Source organism: Oceanicaulis sp. UBA2681, from assembly GCF_002354675.1.
Classification (GTDB): domain Bacteria; phylum Pseudomonadota; class Alphaproteobacteria; order Caulobacterales; family Maricaulaceae; genus Oceanicaulis; species Oceanicaulis alexandrii.
The window spans coordinates 5166-27882 of the sequence record NZ_DEMB01000016.1; the positions used below are offsets into that span (position 1 = coordinate 5166).

At 62.6% G+C, this 22717-nt stretch carries 18 protein-coding genes and 1 tRNA gene; 4 read left to right on the forward strand and 15 right to left on the reverse strand.

What is annotated here, in order from left to right:
* On the reverse strand, window positions 1–896 hold an 896-nt coding region (locus B3M53_RS11305; RefSeq protein WP_286800427.1), incomplete at its 3' end, for a GIN domain-containing protein.
* Between the two features lie 173 nt (window positions 897–1069).
* Here B3M53_RS11305 and B3M53_RS11310 point away from each other — a divergent pair.
* Window positions 1070–2725: an acyl-CoA dehydrogenase family protein gene (locus B3M53_RS11310; RefSeq protein ID WP_273020480.1), complete on the forward strand. Its 1656-nt coding sequence runs from the start codon at window positions 1070–1072 to the stop codon at window positions 2723–2725.
* On the opposite strand, the gene B3M53_RS11315 is transcribed toward B3M53_RS11310, so the two are convergent.
* The 6 genes from B3M53_RS11315 to metG form a co-directional block, all read right to left on the reverse strand.
* Window positions 2726–3265 carry a hypothetical protein gene (locus tag B3M53_RS11315; RefSeq protein ID WP_286800428.1) on the reverse strand — a complete coding sequence of 180 codons (540 nt, stop codon included), beginning with the start codon at window positions 3263–3265 and terminating at the stop codon, window positions 2726–2728.
* A gap of 204 nt (window positions 3266–3469) precedes the next feature.
* Window positions 3470–4654, reverse strand: a complete 1185-nt coding sequence (locus B3M53_RS11320) for a DUF819 domain-containing protein (RefSeq protein ID WP_273020482.1) — start codon at window positions 4652–4654, stop codon at window positions 3470–3472.
* A 17-nt stretch (window positions 4655–4671) separates the two neighbouring features.
* Entirely contained in the window at window positions 4672–5088 is a 417-nt protein-coding gene (locus B3M53_RS11325; protein ID WP_273020484.1) for a RidA family protein, read from the reverse strand.
* Window positions 5089–5091: 3 nt separating this feature from the next.
* The gene (locus tag B3M53_RS11330; protein WP_273020486.1) at window positions 5092–6426 is read right to left on the reverse strand and encodes an amidohydrolase; all 1335 of its coding nucleotides are present in this window, start codon (window positions 6424–6426) and stop codon (window positions 5092–5094) included.
* A gap of 77 nt (window positions 6427–6503) precedes the next feature.
* Entirely contained in the window at window positions 6504–6995 is a 492-nt protein-coding gene (locus B3M53_RS11335) for a hypothetical protein (protein ID WP_286800430.1), read from the reverse strand.
* 94 nt (window positions 6996–7089) lie between these two features.
* Window positions 7090–8799 (reverse strand): methionine--tRNA ligase, encoded by a 1710-nt coding sequence (gene metG / locus B3M53_RS11340; RefSeq protein ID WP_273020489.1) that lies wholly within the window; start codon window positions 8797–8799, stop codon window positions 7090–7092.
* A gap of 161 nt (window positions 8800–8960) precedes the next feature.
* Here metG and B3M53_RS11345 point away from each other — a divergent pair.
* Window positions 8961–9036: transfer RNA gene (locus B3M53_RS11345), tRNA-Thr, on the forward strand.
* An 85-nt stretch (window positions 9037–9121) separates the two neighbouring features.
* On the opposite strand, the gene B3M53_RS11350 is transcribed toward B3M53_RS11345, so the two are convergent.
* From B3M53_RS11350 to B3M53_RS11360, 3 genes are read right to left on the reverse strand one after another with little or no spacing between them, the layout of a single operon-like run.
* Window positions 9122–10318, reverse strand: coding sequence for an efflux RND transporter periplasmic adaptor subunit (locus B3M53_RS11350; protein ID WP_273020491.1), 1197 nt, complete (start codon window positions 10316–10318; stop codon window positions 9122–9124).
* Window positions 10319–10333: 15 nt separating this feature from the next.
* A complete protein-coding gene (locus tag B3M53_RS11355) occupies window positions 10334–12712 on the reverse strand; it encodes an ABC transporter permease (RefSeq protein ID WP_273020493.1) in 2379 nt (792 codons plus the stop codon).
* Window positions 12709–13428: an ABC transporter ATP-binding protein gene (locus tag B3M53_RS11360; RefSeq protein ID WP_273020495.1), complete on the reverse strand. Its 720-nt coding sequence runs from the start codon at window positions 13426–13428 to the stop codon at window positions 12709–12711. The genes B3M53_RS11355 and B3M53_RS11360 overlap by 4 nt, the downstream gene beginning before the upstream one ends.
* Before the next feature lie 244 nt (window positions 13429–13672).
* Here B3M53_RS11360 and B3M53_RS11365 point away from each other — a divergent pair, with 244 nt between their 5' ends.
* Window positions 13673–14092: a c-type cytochrome gene (locus B3M53_RS11365; RefSeq protein WP_233345973.1), complete on the forward strand. Its 420-nt coding sequence runs from the start codon at window positions 13673–13675 to the stop codon at window positions 14090–14092.
* Between the two features lie 61 nt (window positions 14093–14153).
* Here B3M53_RS11365 and B3M53_RS11370 read toward each other — a convergent pair whose 3' ends face one another.
* The 5 genes from B3M53_RS11370 to egtB all read right to left on the reverse strand — a co-directional run bounded on the left by B3M53_RS11370 (window position 14154) and on the right by egtB (window position 21558).
* Entirely contained in the window at window positions 14154–17288 is a 3135-nt protein-coding gene (locus B3M53_RS11370) for an efflux RND transporter permease subunit (RefSeq protein WP_022699761.1), read from the reverse strand.
* Window positions 17285–18403: an efflux RND transporter periplasmic adaptor subunit gene (locus tag B3M53_RS11375; RefSeq protein WP_022699762.1), complete on the reverse strand. Its 1119-nt coding sequence runs from the start codon at window positions 18401–18403 to the stop codon at window positions 17285–17287. Before B3M53_RS11375 ends, B3M53_RS11370 begins: the two co-directional genes overlap by 4 nt.
* Window positions 18404–18483: 80 nt before the next feature.
* Entirely contained in the window at window positions 18484–19137 is a 654-nt protein-coding gene (locus B3M53_RS11380; protein ID WP_286800431.1) for a hypothetical protein, read from the reverse strand.
* 244 nt (window positions 19138–19381) lie between these two features.
* Window positions 19382–20152, reverse strand: coding sequence for a class II aldolase/adducin family protein (locus B3M53_RS11385; protein WP_022699764.1), 771 nt, complete (start codon window positions 20150–20152; stop codon window positions 19382–19384).
* Window positions 20153–20271: 119 nt separating this feature from the next.
* Window positions 20272–21558, reverse strand: a complete 1287-nt coding sequence (egtB, locus tag B3M53_RS11390; RefSeq protein ID WP_028284466.1) for an ergothioneine biosynthesis protein EgtB — start codon at window positions 21556–21558, stop codon at window positions 20272–20274.
* Window positions 21559–21654: 96 nt separating this feature from the next.
* On the opposite strand from egtB, the gene B3M53_RS11395 reads away from it, so the two are divergent.
* Window positions 21655–22701 carry a DUF2336 domain-containing protein gene (locus B3M53_RS11395; RefSeq protein WP_273020502.1) on the forward strand — a complete coding sequence of 349 codons (1047 nt, stop codon included), beginning with the start codon at window positions 21655–21657 and terminating at the stop codon, window positions 22699–22701.
* Window positions 22702–22717: the final 16 nt, after the last annotated feature.

Consider the following 22717-nt stretch of genomic DNA (forward strand, 5'->3'; position numbering starts at 1 on the left):
AAGCCGCCAAGACGCGCCTCCACCGAGCTGGCGCGGCCCTGCTCGATGCGCACATCGCCCGAGCCGCTGCTGCTCATCTCCAGAACGCCGTCCATGCTGGCGACCTCCATGTTGGAAGAGCCTGAAATGCTGACAGACACGTTCGTCGTGGCGCCAACCGACAGATCCCCGCTGCCTGATGCTGCGTATTGAACGCCGCCCGGCGCATTGCCGATTTCGACATTGCCAGAGCCGGACACGCTCGCCTCAAGGCTCGCCACATGACCGGCCTCGACTTCACCGGAGCCGGAAATACCGACCTCCAAGTCGCCGCCCACATCGCCGAGCTCAACGTCGCCGGAACCGGACACGGCCAGATCAACTGACTCGCCGATATCCTCGGCGCTCAGATGCCCCGAGCCAGACAGGGCCGCATTCAAGGCGCCGCCGATTTCGCCCACGCTTGCATGGCCTGAACCACGAATAGCCAAGCTTGCGTCAGCGCTGACCTCACCTGCTTCAAGCGTTGAGCAATGCGACATCACCAAATCAAGCGATTGGGTCTCGCCCAGTTCGGCGCGGACAATGGAGTCATCGAGCTCCACGCTGGCAGGGTTCGGCGTCGTGATGATCAGAATCGGCAGCTCGTCAAAAGACAGCGCTTCGCGCCGATTGCGCCCGACACGCTGGTCCCGCCAGCCGCCAAAGCATCGCATGCGCCGCATGGTTTCACCGCCGTCCACATACAGCGCGCCGTTGGCATTGCGGATATCAGCGCTCGAGCCGCCGCGTTCGTATCGGGCTTCAAGCGCAGCGCCTTGTTCCACACGCACCGTGCCGATGAAATTTTCAATCTCAATAACAGGCGCGCCGCCCGCTTGCATCGCTGTCGCCAGCGCCAGAACCATGACCGTCATATCGACCCTCATCTCTTTGAGTGTTGTTATCGTTCAGCGCGGGTTGTTCCCCCCCGACGCCGTCGCATCAGCATGCTGGCTGATCAGACCCCACCGCAACATTGCGACAAGCTAAACTTTTCTCCATGTCGCGCCGGTCGACAGCCGCCGCTCAAAGCGCTTTGATACCAGGCATGAGACATCACGCCCCCCGCACCGACCTCGCCACCCACAATGTAGAAAACCAGTCCGAACCGCTTGTCGGCGTGAATTGGTATTCTGACGACGCCATGCTCAAGGGCGCGCTCGCGCGAAATGGCGCGGATGTGCATGCCGATCGCCTGTCTTCCATGGGCGCCGAAATCGGCTCTGACAGCGTTCAGGACCTGGCCCGGATGGCGAACGAAAACCCGCCTCAATTCAAACCCTTCGACAGGTTTGGTCATCGCATAGACGAGGTCGAGTTCCACCCCGCCTATCATGCGCTGATGGAGCTGGGGCTGAGCCATGGCGTGTCGTCCGCGGCCTGGACGGAACAGCAAGCGCCGCACTCGCTGCACGCCGCGCTTCTGATGCTGATGGGGACCGCGGACGCCGGTGTCTGCTGTCCGCAATCGATGACCTATGCCAGCGTGCCGGCGCTGAAGAAATCAAACTGGACCGGCCCCTGGATTCAGGGCGTCACGTCGGGGCGCTACGACCCCCGCTTTCTGCCGCCTGAAGACAAGGTCGGGCTGACGCTGGGCATGGCGATGACCGAGAAACAAGGCGGGTCTGATGTGCGCGCCAACGCCACCACCGCAGAAAGCCAGGACGGCGATGTGGTGACGCTGACCGGTCATAAATGGTTCTGCTCGGCGCCCATGAGCGACGGCTTTCTGACCCTCGCCTATGAAGGCTCAGGCGATGATGCGCAGCTGAGCTGCTTTCTCGTGCCGCGCTGGACCCCGGACGGGGAGCGCAACACCATCGAGATCCAGCGTCTGAAGGACAAGCTGGGGGACCGGTCCAACGCCAGCTCCGAGATCGAATACAAGGACGCCTGGGCCCGCCGCGTCGGCGATCCGGGCCGCGGCGTGCGCACCATCATCGAAATGGTCAATCACACCCGTCTTGATTGCCTGGCGGGGTCAGCGGGCCTCATTCGCAACGGCGCCGCCTATGCGGTCTGGCATGCCGACCGACGCAGCGCCTTTCAGCGTCGCCTGATTGATCAGCCGCTGATGCGCGAAGTGCTGGGCGAACTGGCGATGGAGGCGGAAGCCGCCCTCGCCCTCGCCTTCCGGGTCGCGGAAAGCTTTGACAAGGCCGAGACCGATCCGCACGAAGCGGCGCTGGCGCGCCTTCTGACCCCGATTGCGAAATACTGGATCTGCAAGCGCGCGCCATACCTGACCTATGAAGCGATGGAGGCCCATGGCGGCGCCGGTTATGTGGAAGAGCATCCTCTGCCGCGCATGTTCCGCCAGAGCCCGCTCAACGCCATCTGGGAAGGCTCGGGCAATGTCATCGCCCTGGACGTACTGCGCGCCCTGTCGCGTGATACGGCGGCGCGGGACGCCCTCGCGGCCGAGCTGGCGCCCGCCTTCGGCCGACACCCCGCTCTGGACGCGCGTCTGAACGCGCTGACCCAGATGGCCTCAGGCGGCATTGGCGAAGCGGATGCGCGGCGATTTGCGGAGTGGTCAGCCACGGCTTTGACCGCCAGCGCCCTGATCCGCGCCGGGCTGGAGCCGGCGGCGGACGCCTATATCGGGCGCCGTATCGCCGAAAACCCGACATCTCTGGGCGCCGGCGAAGCCGCCATCGATCATGACTGGCTGATCGGGCGGGCGCGATTGGCGGGCTGATCAGGATTTCATGACCGGCTTGGTGTCCGAAGGTCCGATGGGCGTAACCACGGGTTTCTTGCCCGTCATCTGTTCACCCGTGATCTCGCATTGCTTGATCACGAGCACCTCAAAGCCTGCAGCCGCCTCTGTCTTGGACGGTGGATCGCTGTCGGGTACGGCGCCTGTCAGCGTGATCAAAACAGCCAGAGCCTGCATTGCTTTCCAGGCACGGCCTCCCCAGACGCTCAGGCTCACACGAAGCCGCGCGATGACGCTGCCGGGGCGAACCTCGATCAGCTCCACACTGAGCTGGTCATGCGTTGGCGGGAAACCGTCCGCCGGAGCGACCTCTTGCTGATACCAGGCGTTCAGTCGATCCCTGAGACCGTCAGCGAACTGCGCAGCGACAGAGCCCAACTCGCTTGTCTCAAGGTCGAGCCTGACCTCAATCTCCAGGCTGACATGAAACTCACCGTCACCATCATCGCCGAAATCGCCGCGAAAACCGCCGAAGCCGCCCCCCGCGCCGTTTGGTTCCTGCATAGGTACATCCGCCATGACACCTCCCTGACAGGCGAATTATCGACACCCTGTGAGCGCTCGCAACCCCAACAAGTCTTACCGAGGCAAAACACATGGCGGATGGACGCCGCCTATCCGAGAGTGGCGATTATGGCCGCGAAGCGTCATCCATGAACAGCGAGAGGAAACGGGCGGACAATGTTCCACCCGTCCGTGATCGCGTGGCATCGGCTGCACACGTCAGCCCAAAAGGCCATAGACGACCGTGCCCAGCACGGTGCCCAGCGCATAGCCCAGAACGCCCACGAGCACGCCCGGCGTCACAAGGTCGCGCCACCCCTTGGCGGCCGCCAGCGCCGGAGCGGTGGTCGCGCCCAGAATGGCGGCGTTGGACGCGATGATGATTTCAGGCAGGGACAGCTTGCAGAACTTGGCGAGCACGAACGCCACCACGCCATGAACGCTCACCAGAATGGCGATGAAGAGCATGATCAGCGGCGCATCGGCCAGCAATTGCGCCACATTGGCGCCGGCGGCGATGGCGCCGAAAAACAGGAAGGCGAACACCACGCCGAGCTCGAACCCACCATTCAGCTTGGCCATTTGCGTCGGAATGGCCGTGGGCAGGATCAGCGCCAATAGCGTGATGAAGACGTATTTGAGATCGCCGAAGGATACGCCGATGGCCTCGCGCATCGCATCAGGCGACACGAGGCCGTCGCCCACGCTGGACAGCCAGGTCCCGATAGCGACGACCGTCAGCGCATAAGCCAGCGTCAGCGCAAGCGACAAGGGTGTGGTGGCGCCCTCACTGCCCTCTTCCAGGGTTTCGGTGTGGTCTTGAGTGTGATCACGCGACACGAAGCGCTTGGCGATCCAGGCGACGCCGGGCAGCACGGCCAGAACGCCCAGATAGGCCGCGCTCGCCAGATGATCGGCGGCGACAATGGCGGAGACGAGGCTAGGCGCGCCCTCCGCCAGACCGGTCATCTCGGTCAGCGGCCCGAAATTCACCGATCCCCCCACATACGAGCCCGTCAGGGACGCAGCGACCGCCGCTTCCCAATCACCCAATCGGACCACCAGCACAGCGGTAAAGACGCCGATCACCGTCGCAAGGGACGCGATCAGGAACGCCCCGGTCATGCGGGTTGTCTCAAAGAAGATGCGCTTGAGGTCCGCCTTCATCAGAAAGAGCGGAATGAGCACCGGCACAGCGTAGGAGAACACGAACCCGTAGGCGGGCGCGTCAAACGGCAGGATGCGCAGATTGGACGCCAGGATCGCCAGAAGGATCGTCCACACGGTACCCGTCAGCAGAGCGCCGAACTTGGTCTTTTCGAGCAAAAAGCCTGCAGCGGCGATCACGGTCAGCCCGGCCATCACCGCGAGGTTCTGGTCGGCGGGGATCAAGGAAGCATCCATCAAAACATCCTGAAAAATCAGTCGCCGGGCGGGATGACCGCATCAGCTTCAATCTCAACTATAAACTCGGGCCCGGCGAGCGCCGCCACGCCGATCATCGCGCTGGCGGGCGGAAACTCTGCGAACACCTTGCGATGCGCCTGCCCCACTGCGCGTTGTGTTTCAGGGCTCATATCGGTCACGTAAAGCCGGGTCCGCACGACATGACTGATATGGGAGCCCGCCTTGTCCAGCGCTTGCGCGATGATTTCAAGACATTGTGAGGTCTGGGCGCCGGGGTCGCCGGGCGCGAACGGCTGTCCCTTTGCATCGACCGAGACGGTCCCCGCCACGAACACCTGATCGCCGACGCGCACGGCGCGGCGATAGGCGACCAGCTCTTCCCATGGCGCGCCGGAGGTGACGCGCTGTATGTCGTGACGGGGCTGGGTCATGGTCTACTCGCCTTCAGGCACGCCGTTGGCGAACAGGTCGAGCGCAATCGCGACCATGCCTTCAGAAGAGACGGTCACGGCGCCCTCGCCATCGGGATAGAAGAAGGGCGAGTGATTGGCGGGCGGAGTTTCACCGCGCGCCTGATACTCCTCCCACACGCTCTGCGGGGCGCCGCCCACCCAGAACATGAAGATCGGCACGTCTTCCTCGGTGCGGCCATAGCGGGAGAAGTCTTCGCCGCCGGTCACAGGGTCCGCGGTCCCCACGGCGTTCTCGCCAAACCGGGCAGACAGCACGGCGCCCGCCTGATCAGACAGCGCCGGATCGTTATAGAGCGCAGGCGTGTAGATCTCTTCGACTTCCATCACCGGCATCAGTTCATCAGGCAGGCCCGCCGCCATGGCCTGACCCCGCGCGATCCGTTCGATCCCGCTGATCAGGCGTTCGCGCACCTCGTCAGAATAGGACCGCACGGTAATCTGAAGATGCGCCTCGTCGGAGATAATGTTGTGTTTGGTCCCGGCGTTGAAGGCGCCGACGGTGACCACGCCGGTTTCAAGCGGCGACAGCTCGCGGCTGACCAGCGTCTGCAGATTGGTGACGATCTGGCTGGCGAGCACCACCGGGTCCTTGCCCAGATGCGGCGAGGCGCCATGAGCGCCGACGCCGCGGACATACAGATCAACCGAATCCACATTCGCCATCGCCCAACCCGGCGCATAGCGGATCACGCCCGCCGGCATATAGCCCCAGGTGTGATAGGACACGACCGCATCCGGCGCCGGGAAGCGCTCATACAGGCCGTCTGACAGCATGGCGAGCGCGCCCAGACCCACCTCTTCGGCGGGTTGGCCGATCAGCACCAGCGTCCCCGACCAAGCCTCGCGGTTCTGGCTCATATAGCGGGCCGAGGCGACCAGCGAGGTCATGTGCGTGTCATGCGCGCAGGCATGCATGACCGGGAAGGTGTTCCCCATCCGGTCCTCGCCCATGACTTCAGAAATATAGTCCACCGGCGTGTCTTCACGGACCGGCAGCCCGTCCATGTCGGCGCGCAGCATTATGGTCGGCCCCTCGCCGTTCTCCATCACCGCGACAACGCCGGTGCGGCCAACGCCTTCGGTCACTTCGAAGCCGGCGCTGCGCAGCTCTTCAGCCAGTCGCGCGGCGGTTTCGGTCTCCATGAAGGACAGTTCGGGATTTTCATGGAAGTGCTCGTAGAGCGCTTGCAGATGGTTGTCCCAATCGGTGGCGATGGCGGTGCGTAGATCGTCTTGAGCCAAAGACGGCGCGGTCAGCGCCAGCCCTGCGGCGGCGGCCATGAACAAATGACGCATAAGTGCGACTCCCCTTTTTTCTTGGCGGCATTGCAGACCGCTAGAGAGGAGAGGTCAACGAAGAAAGAAATTCGGGGTCAATCAAACAGGGCGTCGGCTGCGGCCTGGGCGGCGGCGCTGTCATCAATGCCTTCGCCTTCGATTCGCCCCTGTACGGCGGCGCGGGCCGCGGCCAGAAGCGATTCAATTTCGCTGCCCGCCATGGCCGAAGCGCCCGCGAAATCGCCGGCCTCGACTTTGGATTGGGCTTCGCGCATTTCATCGTTCACGGCGGCGACGATGGTCTCAAGATGCGCTTTCAAGGTGTGGTCCACCGCGGCGTATGCGGCGATTACAGTTTCCTTGCCCACATAATTGGTGCGCTCGAAATGCTCTTCATAGGGAACAGGCTCCCACGCCAGGACTTCCTCGGCGAAGTCGGGCATATCGGGCAACATCTCAAGAAGCATGACCACTTCATTGAAATGATTGAGATAGTCAGTCGCTAGGCCGGTGTCTGGATGCACGTTCGCCGCCGTCAACGCCTCCGCTGACAGCGCGCCCTCACCCAAGGTCGCCGCTTCGCTCATGATCAGCCCCGTCGTCTGGTCCAGCGCAGACAATGCCAAGTCAGCCTAAACGAAAGACTAACCGTCATGGGCGTATTCAGCGCGCGAACTCGCCTTATTCGGCGCCGCCGAAGCGCTCCACCCACTCTGCGACCTGATCATCCTCGATCTTGGCGAACAGGACATCCGGCACGGAGAACTGCAAACCGCGCGGCAGGGCGTCCAATAGCGCAGCCCCTGACCCCGTGGGCCAGGTCCGCCGGTCTTCGGGAACGCCAATCGCGTCCAGCACGGTTTTCGCGGCCGCTGGAATGACGGGTTGCGCAACAATTGCGGCCAGGGCGATCAGGTTGATCCCGGTGCGGACGCCCATGGCGGCCTTGTCCTTGTCCGTTTTGAAATGCGCCCAAGGTTCGGCCCGGGTCAGATATTCATTGCCCGCCGCCCACAGCGCGCGGGTTTCCGCAGCCGCCTTGCGGAACTCCATGGCTTCATAATGACTGGCGATCGCCTTGAGGCGCGTCTCGACCTCGCTGGCCAGCCAAGCCTCATGCTCGCCCGTTTCTCCCCCATCCGGCACAACGCCGTCAAAACGGGAGGTGGCGAACTTCAGAACGCGATTGACCATATTGCCCAGCACATTGGCGAGGTCCGTGTTCACGCTGGCCTGGAAATGATCCCAGGTGAATTGAGCGTCAGAGCCTTCGGGCCCGTAGGCGGTCAGATACCAGCGCCAATAGTCGGACGGCAAAAGCTCCAGCGCCTGATCCATGAAGACGCCGCGCTTGTTCGAAGTGGAGAACTTGCCGCCATACCAGGTCAGCCAGTTAAACGCCTTGAGCGCGTCCACCGTCTTCCACGGCTCCTCTGAGCCCAGAAGCGTGGCCGGGAAGCTGACGGTGTGGAAGGCCACATTGTCCTTGCCCATGAACTGCACATAACGGACATCGTCGGCGCCTTTGTCAGTGCGCCACCAGCTTTCCCAGTCGCCGCCGCTTTTCTCCGCCCATTCGCGCGTCGCGGAGATGTAGCCGATGGGCGCGTCAAACCAGACATAGAAGACCTTGTCTTCAAAGCCCTCGCGCGGCTGGCCCTTCTTGGTGACCGGCACGCCCCATTTGAGGTCGCGCGTGATGGTGCGGTCGCGCAGGCCTTCATCGAGCCATTTATAGGCGATGGATTTAGCGAATTGCGGCCAGCCGTCGGCCGCGTCCACCCAGGCGCGAATGCGCTCCTCCATGGCCGTTTGCTTGAGCTGCAGATGGCGCGTGTCGCGCACTTCGAGATTCTTCGATCCCGACACCGCTGAATACGGCTCGATCAGTTCGATCGGATCCAGCAGCTTGCCGCAATTGTCGCACTGATCGCCGCGGGCTTTCTCAAACCCGCAATTGGGGCAGGTTCCCTCCACATAGCGGTCCGGCAAAAAGCGCTCGTCATCAATGGAATAGACCTGCTGCTCGACGACTTCGGCGATCAGCCCGTTTGCTTCCAACGTCTCCGCAAAGTGCTGGGTCAGTTCAGCGTTCTGCTTTGAGGAGGTGCGGCCGAAATAATCCCAGCTCAGCGCAAACTGCTCGCCGATGGATTTCTGGATCTCGTGCTGCTCGTCGCAATAGGTCCGCACGTCCTGCCCGGCGGCCGCCGCGGCCAGCTCGGCGGGGGTGCCATGTTCGTCCGTCGCGCAGATCGCCAGCACGTCATGGCCGCTCAACCGCATGAAACGCGCATACACGTCGGCGGGCAGCATGGAGCCGGCCAGATTGCCGAGATGCTTGACGCCGTTGATATACGGTAGAGCGCTGGTGATGAGTATGCGGGCCATGGGAAATAGATCCGGTCTGTCACGGGATGAGACGCGCACTCTTACCCAAGCTCACGGCAAAGGGAAACCAGCCCGGTTCAGCGGCCCGCCCCCATAACCTGCATTGTCTGCATCCGGGCGCTTGCCCAACAGACCGGCTCCCGCGTAGAAAGCCCAGACGCGCCGGCTTAGCTCAGCTGGTAGAGCAGCGGTTTTGTAAACCGAAGGTCGGGGGTTCGATTCCCTCAGCCGGCGCCATTTTCTCTGTTTTCTTGAAGTTCCTCGCTGACGCTGCGGGCGCACGGTCGCGCTTGCGAACCCTGCGGGTTCGGTGGGGCGAGCTTTATTCCCCGCGCTCGGTTACTTGCACGCCATCCTCGATCCGGTCTGAGGGGTAGAGCACCAGGGTTTCACCGCTTTCGAGCCCGTCCAGAATTTCAGCGTCAACGCCATTGGCCTGTCCGATCTCGACCTGGCGCAGGCGCGCGCGTCCATTCTCCACCACATAACAGGCCCATCCGCCTTCACGTCGGAACAGCGCCGCCACCGGCGCGATCAGCACGTCCTCGCCGCGCCAGACCTCAATCGCCGGCTCCACCCGGAAGCCATGGCCCAGGCTCTCCCACATCTGCGGCGGGTCCAGCAGGTCCAGACGGACCCGGACCCGTTGCTCCTCAACACCCAGCGCGGAGATTTTCAGAAATCCGAACGGCTCCACCCGGCTGACCCGGGCGCGCAAGGGCGGTGAGCCGCCCCAGTCTTCCAGCGTCGCCGCAGCTCCCTCGGTGATGCGCACAGCGTCGGTGGATAACAGCTCGACCACGATTTCCAGATCTTCAGGGTCGCCCAGCTCCAGCAAGGGCGCGCCGGGCGCGACAACCGTCTCGCTTTCCTGCACCAGCCGGAGCACGCGGCCGCTCACCGGGCTCGTCACTTCCACCAGGCCGCGCGCATCGCCATTATCGCCCGGCTCCATCAGTCGCGCCGCCGCCGCGTCGCGCTCCGCCTGACGGGCGCGCACATTGGCGCGGGCTGTGTTCAAAGCGGCATCAGCGCTTCTGAGCGCCAGACGCGCCCGGTCCAGCGCGCCTTCGCTGACGGTGCCGCGCTCGTAAAGCGTATTGATCCGGTCCATCTCGGCCTGCGCGAAATCAGCTTCAGCGCGCGCCCGCTCCACATCGGCTTGCGCAAAGCCCAACAAGGCCTCAGCCGAGCGCAAAGCCGCCTCGGCTTCACCCTGGCTGCGCGCGTCCAGAAAGGCCGGGTCAGAGGGCAGGATATTGGCCAGCACCTGTCCCACACTCACGGTATCCCCTGCTTCAGGCTCCACCCGCAGCAGCCGTCCGCCTACAGGCGCAGAGACCGTGTAAACCTCACGCACCCGCGTATAGCCCTCATCCTGAACGGTCACGGTCAGGACGCCGCGATCGACAGTTGCGAAATCCGCCGGCACGGGGCGCGGCAGGAAGGCGTAAATGATCAACGCCAGGGCGATCAGCCCGGCTGCAGACCAGAACACCGTTCGAAAGTTCAATGTCATCAAGCGCCTCCTGGGCTATTCGCGGGTTTTCAGCACGGCGATCAGATCAAGCCGGTTAATGCGCTGGCGCACGATCAACCCGCTGATCAGGGCGATCACGATCAGCACACACGTCGTATAGCCATAGGTGGACGGCTCGATCACGAACGGCAGGCGGAAAAAGTCCGAGCTCATCGCCTTGGCCATACCCCAGGCCAAAGCCGCGCCAGCGACCAGAGAAATCGGCAGGGCCACAAGGGTGAGGATGGCGCTTTCGGCGAGCAAGATGTAGCTGACCGCGCCCTTGGTGAAGCCCAGAACCCGTAATGAGGCCAGCTCGCGTTCGCGTTCCGCCAGTGAGACGCGCACCGAATTATAGATGACGCCCAGCGCGATCATGCCGGCGAACAAGGTGTAGATGAAGATCGAGCGACCGATGGACCGGTCCATCAGCTCGGTGAAGTTCTCTCTGGCGATCGTGTGAAGCTGGACGCCCGCCACCAGCGGCGCATCTTTCAGCTCCAGATAGAGCGCGTCCGCAAACGCCGGGTCCACGCGCAAATACACGCCTGAGATCACCCGCCCCTCACCCAGCGCCGCATTCAGGTCTTCAAGTCGCATCTGCGCGCCCGAGCCGATCAGCACGTCAGGCGTCTGGACCACCAGACGCTCAAGCCGCGGCCTGGAGCCTTCGGTAACCTGAGCGGTCAAAAGCTCTCCTGAGCGCACATGAAGCCTGTTCGCCAGATCCTGAGACAGGATCAGACCGCCAGGCGGCGGCGACACCGTGCGCCCCTGGCTGTCCATCATGCGCGACAGGGCCGGGTCGTCGATGACGCCCGTTATCCCCATCAGAACCTCGCGATTGTCATAGCGAAGGCGCGCGCTTGCTATCCGGAAGGGTTCCGCCTCCACAACGCCCTCACGTCCGGCAAGGTCATGAAAGGCCGCCATGGTGCGCGGCTCGGTAAAGCTCACCGCCATGTCATGCCGATTGGAGAGGTCGAAATAATTTTCGATCATCACCTCCATGGCGTCGAGAAAGTAGAGCGTCATGACAAGAAGGGCGCCGGATGCGGCGATGCCGGTCACGGTCAGTCCCGCCCGCACAGGCCAGCGAAAGATCTGGCGCAACACCATCCGGCTTTGATGGTCGAGCAAGCTCAGCTGGGTCAACATCACCCCCGCGCCGCGCGAATAATCAGGCGGCGGCGGCGGGCGCATCGCCACCGCCGGCTCCAGCCGGGCCGCTTTGAGCACGGACCAGACCGCGCCGCCGCCAACTGCAACAACAGTGACCAGAACGCCGATAGCGTAAACAGACGGGCTGGCCGAAAAAATGAGAAAGGGGAAGCTGTAGTATTGCACATACATCATCGCCATGGCGTGACCGAGCCAGGTCCCCAAAGCGAAACCGATCACCAGCCCCAGCGCGGCGATAACGCCGACCAGCTTGAGATAGTGAAGGGACACAGCCTCTGACGAATACCCAAAAGCCTTCAACAGCCCGATCTGCTCACGTTCCACCGCGATCAGCCGCGAGATCACGATGTTCACCAGGAACGCTGCGACCGCCAGAAAGATTGGCGGCAAGATAGCGCCCATGGTCTGCAGCTGATCGAGCTCGCTTTGCAAGAAGGCGGCGGAGACATGCTCGCGGCGCGTATACGCCCCCGCCCCGCCATAAGGCTCGAGAATGCGGTCAATCGCGGCGCGTACGGGCGCTGGATCCGCCCCGCGTGACAAACGCACCACCACCTCATTAAAGGCGCCTTGCTGATCAGCGGCGGTCTCCAGCGCCTCGCGGTCCATCCATAAAACGCCAAACAATGACGGATCAGGCACGATCTGGCCGGGGGCGATGGCGTAGACGTATTCAGGCGAGAGGGCGATTCCAGAGATCGAAAGCCGTTCTCGCCCGCCCCGAATGGTGACCGTGACCGTGTCGCCAACCGTCAGCCCGTGCGCCGTCGCGAACCCCTCCAGCACCACGACCTGATCGCGGCGCGCCGGATCGGGCATGGAGCCCGCGACCAGATGAATGTCGTTGACCAGGGGGCGTCCTGCATGTGGCAGGGAATAGATTACGCCGCTGGGCGGTTCGGCCATGTCTGGAATGTCGAACAGGACCGGGGACAGGATGCGCGACTGGGCGGCCGCCACCCCGTCGATCCGGCGAATATCGTCCAGCACCGCATTGGGCGCCCGCACCGCCGGCGCCCAGATATCAGCGAACCGATAGCGCTCGTAATAGGCGGAGCGGGTCTCATCGAGCGAACCCAGCATGCCCGCCATCACCAGATGCACCGACACGCCGCCTGCAATGACCAGCGCAATCGCCAGCGCCTGGCCGCGCATGGACCAGACATCGCGCCAGAGCTTGAGGTCCAGCACAGAGAGCCAGCGTCCGGTCACCAGGCGATCTCCTTGGGATCCAGCTTGGTGGCGTTCTCCCGGTTCTCCCGGATCTGACCATCGCCGAAGACGATGACCCGATCAGCCATGTCCGCCACAGACGCGTTATGCGTGATGATGAACGTCGTCGCGCCCAGGGTTTCATTGACCTCGCGCAGCGCCTGCAGAACCTTGACGCCCGTCGCGGAATCCAGCGCGCCCGTGGGTTCGTCGCATAACAGGACTTCAGGCCGTTTCGCGATGGCGCGCGCAATGGCGACGCGTTGCTGCTCGCCCCCCGACAACTCGGCCGGGAAATGATGGATGCGCTCATGCAGGCCCACCAGGGCCAGCGCCTCTTCCGGCGGCAGCGGATCGCGCGCCACCTCGGTGACGAGCGCCACGTTTTCCAGCGCCGTCAGGCTCGGCATCAGATTATAGAACTGAAAGACAAATCCCACATGATTGCGTCGGTAACGCGTCAGCTGACGCTCGCTGGCTTCATGCAGCGGCCGGCCGCGAAAGAACACTTCGCCGCTGGAGCCGCGATCCAAGCCGCCCAGAATGTTGAGCAAGGTGGACTTGCCGGACCCTGACGGCCCGAGCAACACGACAAGCTCGCCTTCCGGAGCCAGCAGGTTGACGCCGCGCAAGGCGTGAACGGCGCCTGCGCCTTCCCCGTAAACCTTGCACAGATCGCGCGTTTCAAAACACGCTATGGGCGATGTGCTCGCCATCTGGCCTCATCCCCGCTTGATCGAGAACTATCTTAGCGAGATCGGGGCCCAATGGTCAGCCGGCACAGATGCGCGAGGCTGTTTCATCTTGCCGCACCTGCTCACGCACTGCCTTAATCAGGCCGCAAGCTCATGATTTTAGAGTGGAGATTGGCGCATCCTGCGACGCTTGGCGCATTTGCCGGGCCCCATGCGACGCGCTAGATGCTCACCCAGACCCGAGTGCAACAGGAGTAAGTTCCCAATGCGTATGATTTTCGCCGGTTTCGCCGCCCTCGCCCTGACCAGCGCGGCGCAGGCGCAAGACGACGCCGAAGCCAGCATCCTGACAGAGCTGGGCGAGCCCTATGTGAGCGCCAGCATCGAAAACGGCGCCCGCATCTTCCGCCGCTGCCAATCCTGCCACACTGTGGATGAAGGCGGCCGCAACATGGTCGGCCCCAATCTTCACGGCGTGTTCGGCGCGGAAGCCGGCCATAAGGAAGACTTCCGCTATTCACCGGCCATGTCAGAATCCGGGATCGTCTGGTCCGCTGAAACGCTGGACGCCTATCTGACCAATCCGCGTGAATACATCCCGCGCAACCGCATGAGCTTCGCCGGTCTGCGTGACGAAGAAGATCGCAACGACCTGATCGCCTGGCTGGCGGTGAACACGCACTAAGCGTTGTCCGCAAGAGCCCTGAACAAAAAACCCCGGAGCGGCGCTCCGGGGATTTTCTTTGCTATTCCGCGGGCGCCGCGGGCGGATCGATCGGGTCGGCGCCGCGCACTTCGCGCGCTTCCTTTTCAAGCTGGCGCGTCACCCAGTTCGGCGTCTTGGTGTATCGGCCCAGAACACCGTACACGGCCGGCACCACGAACAGGGTGAACAGCGTGGCCACCATCACGCCGGTGAAGATCACCAGACCGATGGTCACGCGTGTTTCAGAGCCCGGACCGCTGGCGATCACCAGCGGGAAGGCGCCGATAGCGGTCGAAACGCCGGTCATCAGGATCGGACGCAGACGGGTGACAGACGCCTCCAGCGTCGCCTCGGCGAGGGTCATCCCCTCTTCTCGCAGCTGGTTGGCGAACTCCACGATCAGAATGCCGTTCTTCGCCGCCAGCCCGATCAGGATGATCAATCCGATCTGGGAGAAGATGTTCAGGCTCGACCCGCCCATATAAAGCCCGAACAGGCCGCCCGCGACGGCGAGCGGCACGGTGAGCATGATCACGGCGGGCTGGATGAAGCTTTCAAACTGCGCCGCCAGCACCAGGAAAACGATCAGAAGCGCCAGGCCAAACGCGAAATAGATCGCGTTGTTGGAGCGCAGGAATTCGCGCACTTCGCCCACATAGGTCGTGCCCACTTCCGGCGGCAGCGTATTCGCCGCCCAGGCGTCGAGCCATTCCACAGCCTGACCGATAGTGTAATCGCCCTGGATGGTGGCCGAGACGGTGACCGCGCGCTGGCGGTCAATCCGCGAGCGGCTGGGCGCTTCGCCCACCTCACGCAGGTTCACAAGGCTCGAAAGCGGGATGAGATCGCCAGATTGCGCCCTGACGAACAAGGCCTCCAGGTCGTTCTGGCTGGACCGGTCCGCCTGCCGGTTCTCCATGATCACGTTATAGGCCTCGCCGCGATCAATGAATTGTCCGACCCGGCGTGATCCCAGATGGGTTTGCAAGGCGCCGCTGATGTCAGACACCGACACGCCAAGGGCTGCAGCGCGTTCGCGGTCAATATCGACCAGAAGACGCGGCGCGGTGGGTTGGTAATCCTTGCGGGCGCGGATGAGATTGGGGTTGCGCTCGGCCATGTCCGCGATCAGCCGGTCCGCTTCACGGTCCAGAAGCTCATATTCCGGACCTTGCAACACGAACTGGATGTCGTCGCCGCCACCCCCGCCGCCCAAGGGCGAGCGCATGGAGACAAAGGCGCGAACGCCTGGCAACTGGCCCAAACGGGCGTTGATTTCATTGACGATCTCATCACCCGGACGACGCTCGCCCCAATCGGTCATGCTGCCGATGACAATGCCGGAATTGTACCCCGACCCGCCCCAGCCCGGCGACACCACCAGGACCCGGCGCAGTTCGCCATTGTCCAGATAGCTGTTCACGATCTCTTCGGCCTGCATCATCTGGCCGCTCATATAGTCAAAGCTTGCGCCTTCATGAGCGCCGACAAACCCAAAGAAACTGCCGCGATCAGACGGCGGGGTCAGCTCGCCAGGCAGGCGCGAGAACATGAAGGCCGAACCCGCCACCGCGACGATGATCAGCGGCGCGACGATCCAGGGCATGCTGAGAATGAGCTTCAGGCTGTGGCGATAGCTCACCTGAACCTGATCGAGGCCTCTGTTCACCCATCGGGCGGGACCACGCAGCTCGGTGCTGGGCTTGAGCAGTTTAGACGTCATCATCGGAGACAGGGTGAGCGCGACAAAGCTCGACAACACCACGGCGCCGGTGATGGTCACCGCCAGCTCAGCGAAGATCCGTCCAATCAGGCCCGGAAGGAAAATCAGCGGCATGAACACCGCCACCAAAGTCGCCGTGGTCGCGATCACGGCGAAAAACACCTGACGACCGCCGCGTTCACTGGCCAGCATGGGCGGTTCGCCCAGATCGACCCGGCGCTGGATGTTTTCCAGAACCACGATGGAATCGTCCACCACCAGACCAATCGCCAACACAAGCGCGAGAAGTGTCAGGATATTGATGGAGAAACCGCCAGCCGCGAGGATGGCGAACGTGCCGATCATGCAGACGGGCACCACGGCCGCCGGCACGATGGCGGCCCGAAAGCTGCCCAGAAAGAGGTAAATCACCAGCACCACCAATGTGGCGGCCACGGCGAAGGTGCGCCAGACTTCCTTGATGGATTCCTTGATGAAGATCGTATCGTCAGACCCGGCGACAATTTGCATGCCCTCAGGCAATTGCGGACGCAGGCGATCAATAGCGGCGTTGATCTCTTCGGCCACGGCGACCGAATTGGCCTTGCTTTGACGCACAAAACCTAGGCCCACCATGTTCTCGCCATTTCCGCGGAACAGGGATCGATGCTCTTCAGCGGCCAGCTCGACATCCGCGACCTCGCCCAGACGGATCACATGGCCATCTTCTGACACCCGGATCGGCATGCGCGCGAAGGCGTCTTCATCGGCGAACAGGCGCTCGACCCGGACAAATAATTGCGTGTCGGAGGTTTCAACGGCGCCGCCCGGCGCCTCGACATTTTCAGAGCGCAGCGCCGCTTCGATGTCTGACACCGTGACGGAACGCGCCGCCATCTCATATGGATCAAGCCAGATGCGCATGGCGTAACGGCGTTGTCCGCCAATACGCACATTGGCCACGCCGTCGAGCACGGTGAACCGGTCGACGATGTTGCGGTCCGCGTAATCGGTCAGCTCTTCGCGCGTCATCCGGTCCGAGCTGAGCATGTACCACAGGAAGGGCCGCGCATCGCTGTCCTGCTTGGACACTTCAAGGCCCTGCACGTCTTCTGGCATGCGGTCGCGAATGCGGGAGACGGCGTCACGCACATCGTTGGCCGCCGCTTCAATATCGCGCTCCAGGGTGAAGGTGATGGTGACGCGGGACGACCCGTCGCGAGAGGACGAGCTGATCGTATCCACGCCTTCAATGCCGGACAGGCTGTCTTCGATCACCTGGGTGACACGGTTTTCCATCACCTCGGCGTTGGCGCCGGGATAGTCTGCGCTGACAGAGACGATGGGACGGTCCACATCGGGCATTTCTCGCAAGGGCAGCTCTTGCAAGCCCATGAAGCCGAAAACGATGATCAGGGCGCTCGCCACGAAAGCGAGCACGGGACGGCGAACTGCAATATCCGTCAGGGTCATCGGGCAGCCTCCCCGGTCTGAATTTCAAGGCCCTGACCACCGCCTTGCGCCGGTGCGTTCGCCAGCTCTAGCGGGGCGCCCTCACGCACGCGGTGTACGCCTTCAGACACGATGCGCTCTCCCAGGCTCAGGCCGTTCACGACTTCGACCATGCCCGCATTGCGCAGGCCCAGCTCGATGTCACGACGCACCGCCATCGGGCCTGCCTGGCCTTCGGTGATCACGTAAACAAAAGTCTGCTCACCAAAACGGACGATAGAAGACCCCGGAACGGCGGGACTTTCACGCTCGTCGCGACGCAGCTCGACCGTCATCAGCATGCCCGGGCGCAAGCGTCCATCGGCATTGTCGATCAGCGCGCGCACCGTGACCGTGCGCGTGGCGGGATCAATCCGGCTATCAACCTGGCTGACCTCGCCTTGAAACACCTCTTCAGGAAAGGCCGCGCTGCGCGCGCGGACGACCTGGCCGGCGTCGATCACGGACAAGAACCGCTCTGGAACGGTGAAGTCGAGCTTGATCACGGACGTGTCGTCGAGGCGGGCGATCACATCGCCCGGCCCCACCAATTCGCCAACACTGACGGTCCGCAGGCCGATCACGCCGGAAAACGGCGCCCGGATGATGCGATCCGCCATACGCGCTTCAATCGCCTCGACCCGCGCCCGGGCGCGATCCAGCGCCGCCTGCGCCTCGTCCAGACGGGTGCGTGAAGCGACGCCGCGATCTGTCAGGTCCTGAATGCGGGCGATATCGCGCTGCGTCTCGCGCAGGGTGGCGCGCGCCTCACTCAATCCAGCGGCTTCTTCTGCGTCCGCGAGCTCCACAAGGATTTCGCCCTGTTCGACACGCGCGCCTGAGTCAAAATCAAGTCGCGCAATGATGTCGGAGACCTTCGCGGTCAGGCTGACAGATTCATTGGCGCCCGCATTGCCCAGCGCTTCAACCACATCAGCGAAAGTGTCAGGCTGAACGGTGTAGACTGAAACCAGCGTTCGACCGCCGCCCCATCCTCCGCCCTGCTCTTCGCCGCCGGATATGGCGCGGATGATCACAGCCAGGGCCATGACTGCAAAAATCACTGCCGTCGCCGCCAAAAAGAGCCAACGCTGCATCTGCCCGTCTCCTGAACCTGTTTGTGCGCTCGATATGCGCCGTTTAATGCGAAAATCAAAATTCGCACGCTGAAATGCAGTTAAAACTCACGCCATAGCGCTATTACATATGCGCGCTCAGGTGATAATCCGTCGTTATAAAAAGAATTAGTGGCGCCTAGCTGTAAAGAAAGCCGGTCTGCAACTGGCGCAGTCACAGATATGTGAAGCCGATGACTTTCATACGGCTGGGCGTAGCGCTCACCCCAAGCCGAGTAAGTCTGCGCCATAACCAGCCAGCGCTCAGATGGACGGAGGCCAAACGTCAGGTCCATGCGGTGCTCGCCGCCTGCATTATCAAAGCGGCTGCGGTGAGCCAGTTGCGCCTCTGCGAACATGCGCGCCCCCAGGCTGCGCCCGAGCAGAAGCCGCGCATCCGCGCCCCAGACCGGAACGGCGTTAAGGGCGTCGTCTGGGTCGCCTGGAAACCGCACGGCGCTGATCTGGCTGCTCAGCACCCAATCCCCATACTCAAGCGCGTTCAGCCGCATGCCGGCCTCGAGCTCGCCCCAGCCCTGACTGACGGTGTTGAAAGATAGGCTGTAGGTGGCGCCCGCCTTGCTGACCTGGCTCACAGAACGACGAAAGCGCGTTTCCCGCGCCACCCGACCCACCAGAGTCAGGCGGTCAGTCAGCCCGTATTCTGTGAAAATCGACGTTTCAATCTTTGAGAACGCCGCATCGGAATTGCTCAAGTCGAAGGCGTGATGACTGGCGGAGGTGATCGTCAGCCCGCTGCCCGCAGGGCGTGTCCAGGCACCCGCTGAAGCGGGCGCGACGGCCAGCCCCCATAAACCGATCGCGCACCCGCACAACCACAGAGCGGCCTCTGGTCTTGATCGCTTCGCCCGGACATCGCCGCCCATCGCCTAGCCCCCTTGAAGGGAGCCAAACTCAGGCGCGGCGACTTGTCCAGAAAATTCCCCTCAAACGGGAAATCTACACATCATATCCCGGGCATTCCCGGTCCACGCGGCCACGAAGGGCGTGCCAGGCGATCTCCAGGAAGAGCTCATTGGTGACCCCTTCCTCGCCTTGCTTGAAGACCCGGGTCTGCATGGCGTCATCCCACTCGATCAGCTCTGCGCCTGCGCCCTGAGCGAGGGTCTGGATCGAACAGGCGCGCTCCAGAAGATACATGCGCAGATAGCAATTGAACGGGTGGTCCCCGACCGTCAGCGTGCCATGATTGCGCAAGATCATCAGGTTGTTGGAGCCCAGATCAGCGACCAGGCGTTCTTTTTCGTCCGCATCCAGCGCAATGCCTTCATAGTCATGATAGGTCACGTCCTTCATGACATTCATCGCCAGTTGCGAGATCGGCAACAGGCCGCGTTTCTGCGCCGCCACGGCGACGCCCTGATCGGTATGAAGGTGCATGGCCACTTTCACATCCGGGCGCGCATGGTGGATTGCGGAATGGATCGTGAAGCCCGCCGGATTGATGCCATAGCGCGATGGCGGCAGCACATTGCCGTCTATATCAACCTTGACCAGGTTGGACGCGGTGACGTCTTCAAACAGAAGACCGAAGGGGTTGATCAGGAAATGCTCGTCCGGGCCTGGCACGCGCATGGAGATATGGGTGAAAAACAAGTCATCCCATTTGTGCATCCGCGCCAGACGGTAGAGCGCCGCGAGATCGCACCGCGCTTTCCACTCGTCTTCGCTGACCTGGTCTTTCACCGAGATTTGGCTGGCGTCGTCCATAAGGCTCTCCTCCCTCTGACAGGCGATTGTGCGCTCACCCGCTCTTTGGCGGTTGTGTGAACACTGTTTACCGCATTTTTCCGGCTCTGCCCATGCCCGGCGGACAAGGTCAGGCGCGACTAAAGGTCTTTCGCAAGGCGCAACCCGGTCATTTGCCACTGGGCGTCAGGCGGGAAGAAATTGCGATAGGTGGTCCGCGCATGGTCGGGCGCCGTCAGGCATGAACCGCCTCGCAAGACGAACTGGCCGCACATGAATTTGCCATTGTACTCGCCGATGGCGCCTGCTGCGGGCGCAAAACCGGGATAGGCGCTATAGGCGGACCGGGTCCATTCCCAGACTTCGCCGAACAGGGCTTGCAAATCTGTGGCGGATGTCTGCGGCTGGGGGTGAAGCAAGCCGTCAGCGCTCGCCCACCGCACTGTCTGAACGGCAAGCCCTTGCGCAGCCTGTTCCCATTCGCGCTCTTCAGGCAGACGGGCGCCGGCCCAGCTGGCGAAAGCGCTCGCCTCGAAATAGTCGAGATGGCTGACGGGCGCGTCAGGGTGCAAGGCCTGCTCGCCGTGCAGGGTGAATTCGGCCCATCGACCGTCCCGACGGCGCCAGTAAAAGGGCTGAGTGCGCCCTTCATCCTGCATCCGCGCCCAGCCCTCCGAGAGCCAGAATTCCGGCCTCCCATAGCCCTCATCCTCTATGAAGGCGAGATACTCGGCATTGCTGACCGGACGGCTCGCCAAGGCGAAGGGATCCAGCCACGCCTTGTGCCGCGGGCCTTCATTGTCAAAAGCGAAGGCCTCGCCTTCATGCCCGAACTCCGCGAGCCCGCCCTCAAAGGTCAGCCAGACCGGGTCCGGGCGCGTGGCGATCAGATCCGGCGCAGTGTCCAGCGTCCGGGCATAGGCGGCCTCGGGAAAGCTGTTGCGTGACAGCACATGCTTGATGTCTGTGAGGAAGAGTTCCTGATGCTGTTCTTCATGCGCGAAGCCGGTCTCAATCACGGTGCGATAGGTTTCAATCGCTTCAGCGCTCGCCTGGTCAAACCAGCCATTCACGGCGCGGTCCACATGGGTGCGATAGGCCAGAACCTCTTCAAGACCTGGCCGGGTCAGAAAGCCCCGCTCCGGGCGCGCATGGCGTTCGCCAATCGCTTCATAATAAGAATTGAACAGATAGTTGAATCGCCGATCAAAAGGCTGATAGCCCGGTAGCGCCTCTGACAGCAGAAACGTCTCCCAGAACCAGGTCACATGAGCGAGGTGCCATTTGCCGGGCGAAACGTCCGGCATGGTCTGGACACACAGATCTTCCGCAGAAAAAGCCGCAGAGAGGGCCTCGGTCTGAGAGCGAACAGCGTTATAGCGGTCTCTCAGAGCACTAAAGGCGACTGCATTCATGTCTTTAGCCATCTTAATCTCCGCCGTTGATAATGATTCACTAACCAAGATTCAGTCAATTTGATGCTTATGATTCGTTCGGTCAGGCCGATTTAGCATGAGGGGCAAATGCTGCGTTCGACCTCAGACCCCGTGATCGCGTCTGCAAACCCGCCTGACAGGGCGGGCCGTAAAGCGCTTGCTTTGACCGATCTTTGCATGCTTCGGCCTTTGCCTGAACCGGTCCTTGAAGAGATCGACCGTCACCTCACGAGCTTTTTACAAGCGGCCGAAGCCCGGGTGCGCGCACAGGCGGCGCTGAAACTCTCTCAGTGCGACTGGGCGCCGCTGGAAACCATCCGCGTTCTGGCGTTTGACGCCTATGCTGTTTCTGCGCCCGTACTGCTGCACTCGGAATGCCTTAAAGAGCAGGACCTTCTGGCGCTGGCGGGATTGGGGGCCGAGCAAAGGAGCGCCCTCGCAAAACGACGTGTGATCAGTGACAAGCTGGCGGAACGTATCAGCCAGTATCGCGAACGCGGCTGTCTGGCTCTGCTTTTCGCAAACCTTGGCGCTCAGCTGACCGCAACCTGCGCGGAACAGACTGCTGACATCATCAAGGCGGACGCCATGTTGCAGAGCGCTTTGTCGAGACGGGGTTCGCTCGAGCTTGATTTCGCGCAAGCGCTGTATGAAGCAGCGGGCGAAGCCGTCAGCGGTCTATTGAAAGAGGTTTGTCCTGAAGCCCTGGACCATCTGGGCGAATACGGCACGGCGGATGATGAGGACAAACTTGACGATCTCGGCGCCAGCCTGACTGACGAACTGCGCAAAATTGACGCGCTGAACGCCGCAGATGTCCTGCGCGCTACACAGAACGGTCGCGCAGATATTTCCGACCACGCCGTTGCGCGCCTGACCGGCCTGGAGCCTGCGGACTGGCGGCAAGCGCTGCGGCGCTCTCCGGTTCGCGTATCAATTCTCGCGGCGCGCGCCATGGCGATGAATATTGATCACGCTCATCTGTTCTTTGAAGCTCTGTGCGAGCAGGGCCGCGCGCACCCTTTACCTCTGGACGCCGCCAAGAGGGCTGTGGGAGAATTGTACCAGCAATACTCCAGAGACGCCGCACGTCAGGCCTTGCACCGGATGAGCGCAGACGGTTCAATCCACTAAGCCCCTCTTTTCCCGA

Bases quoted from the DNA above. Each gene is read 5' to 3' on its own strand.
- B3M53_RS11395 (WP_273020502.1), top strand. From the start codon at position 21,655: ATGCTGCGTTCGACCTCAGACCCCGTGATCGCGTCTGCAAACCCGCCT.
- metG (WP_273020489.1), bottom strand. From the start codon at position 8,799: ATGGCCCGCATACTCATCACCAGCGCTCTACCGTATATCAACGGCGTC.
- B3M53_RS11350 (WP_273020491.1), bottom strand. From the start codon at position 10,318: ATGACATTGAACTTTCGAACGGTGTTCTGGTCTGCAGCCGGGCTGATC.
- B3M53_RS11320 (WP_273020482.1), bottom strand. From the start codon at position 4,654: ATGGATGCTTCCTTGATCCCCGCCGACCAGAACCTCGCGGTGATGGCC.
- B3M53_RS11370 (WP_022699761.1), bottom strand. From the start codon at position 17,288: ATGACCCTGACGGATATTGCAGTTCGCCGTCCCGTGCTCGCTTTCGTG.
- B3M53_RS11365 (WP_233345973.1), top strand. From the start codon at position 13,673: ATGCGTATGATTTTCGCCGGTTTCGCCGCCCTCGCCCTGACCAGCGCG.
- B3M53_RS11315 (WP_286800428.1), bottom strand. From the start codon at position 3,265: ATGGCGGATGTACCTATGCAGGAACCAAACGGCGCGGGGGGCGGCTTC.
- B3M53_RS11325 (WP_273020484.1), bottom strand. From the start codon at position 5,088: ATGACCCAGCCCCGTCACGACATACAGCGCGTCACCTCCGGCGCGCCA.
- B3M53_RS11330 (WP_273020486.1), bottom strand. From the start codon at position 6,426: ATGCGTCATTTGTTCATGGCCGCCGCCGCAGGGCTGGCGCTGACCGCG.
- B3M53_RS11335 (WP_286800430.1), bottom strand. From the start codon at position 6,995: ATGAGCGAAGCGGCGACCTTGGGTGAGGGCGCGCTGTCAGCGGAGGCG.
- B3M53_RS11360 (WP_273020495.1), bottom strand. From the start codon at position 13,428: ATGGCGAGCACATCGCCCATAGCGTGTTTTGAAACGCGCGATCTGTGC.
- B3M53_RS11310 (WP_273020480.1), top strand. From the start codon at position 1,070: ATGAGACATCACGCCCCCCGCACCGACCTCGCCACCCACAATGTAGAA.
- B3M53_RS11375 (WP_022699762.1), bottom strand. From the start codon at position 18,403: ATGCAGCGTTGGCTCTTTTTGGCGGCGACGGCAGTGATTTTTGCAGTC.
- B3M53_RS11385 (WP_022699764.1), bottom strand. From the start codon at position 20,152: ATGGACGACGCCAGCCAAATCTCGGTGAAAGACCAGGTCAGCGAAGAC.
- egtB (WP_028284466.1), bottom strand. From the start codon at position 21,558: ATGGCTAAAGACATGAATGCAGTCGCCTTTAGTGCTCTGAGAGACCGC.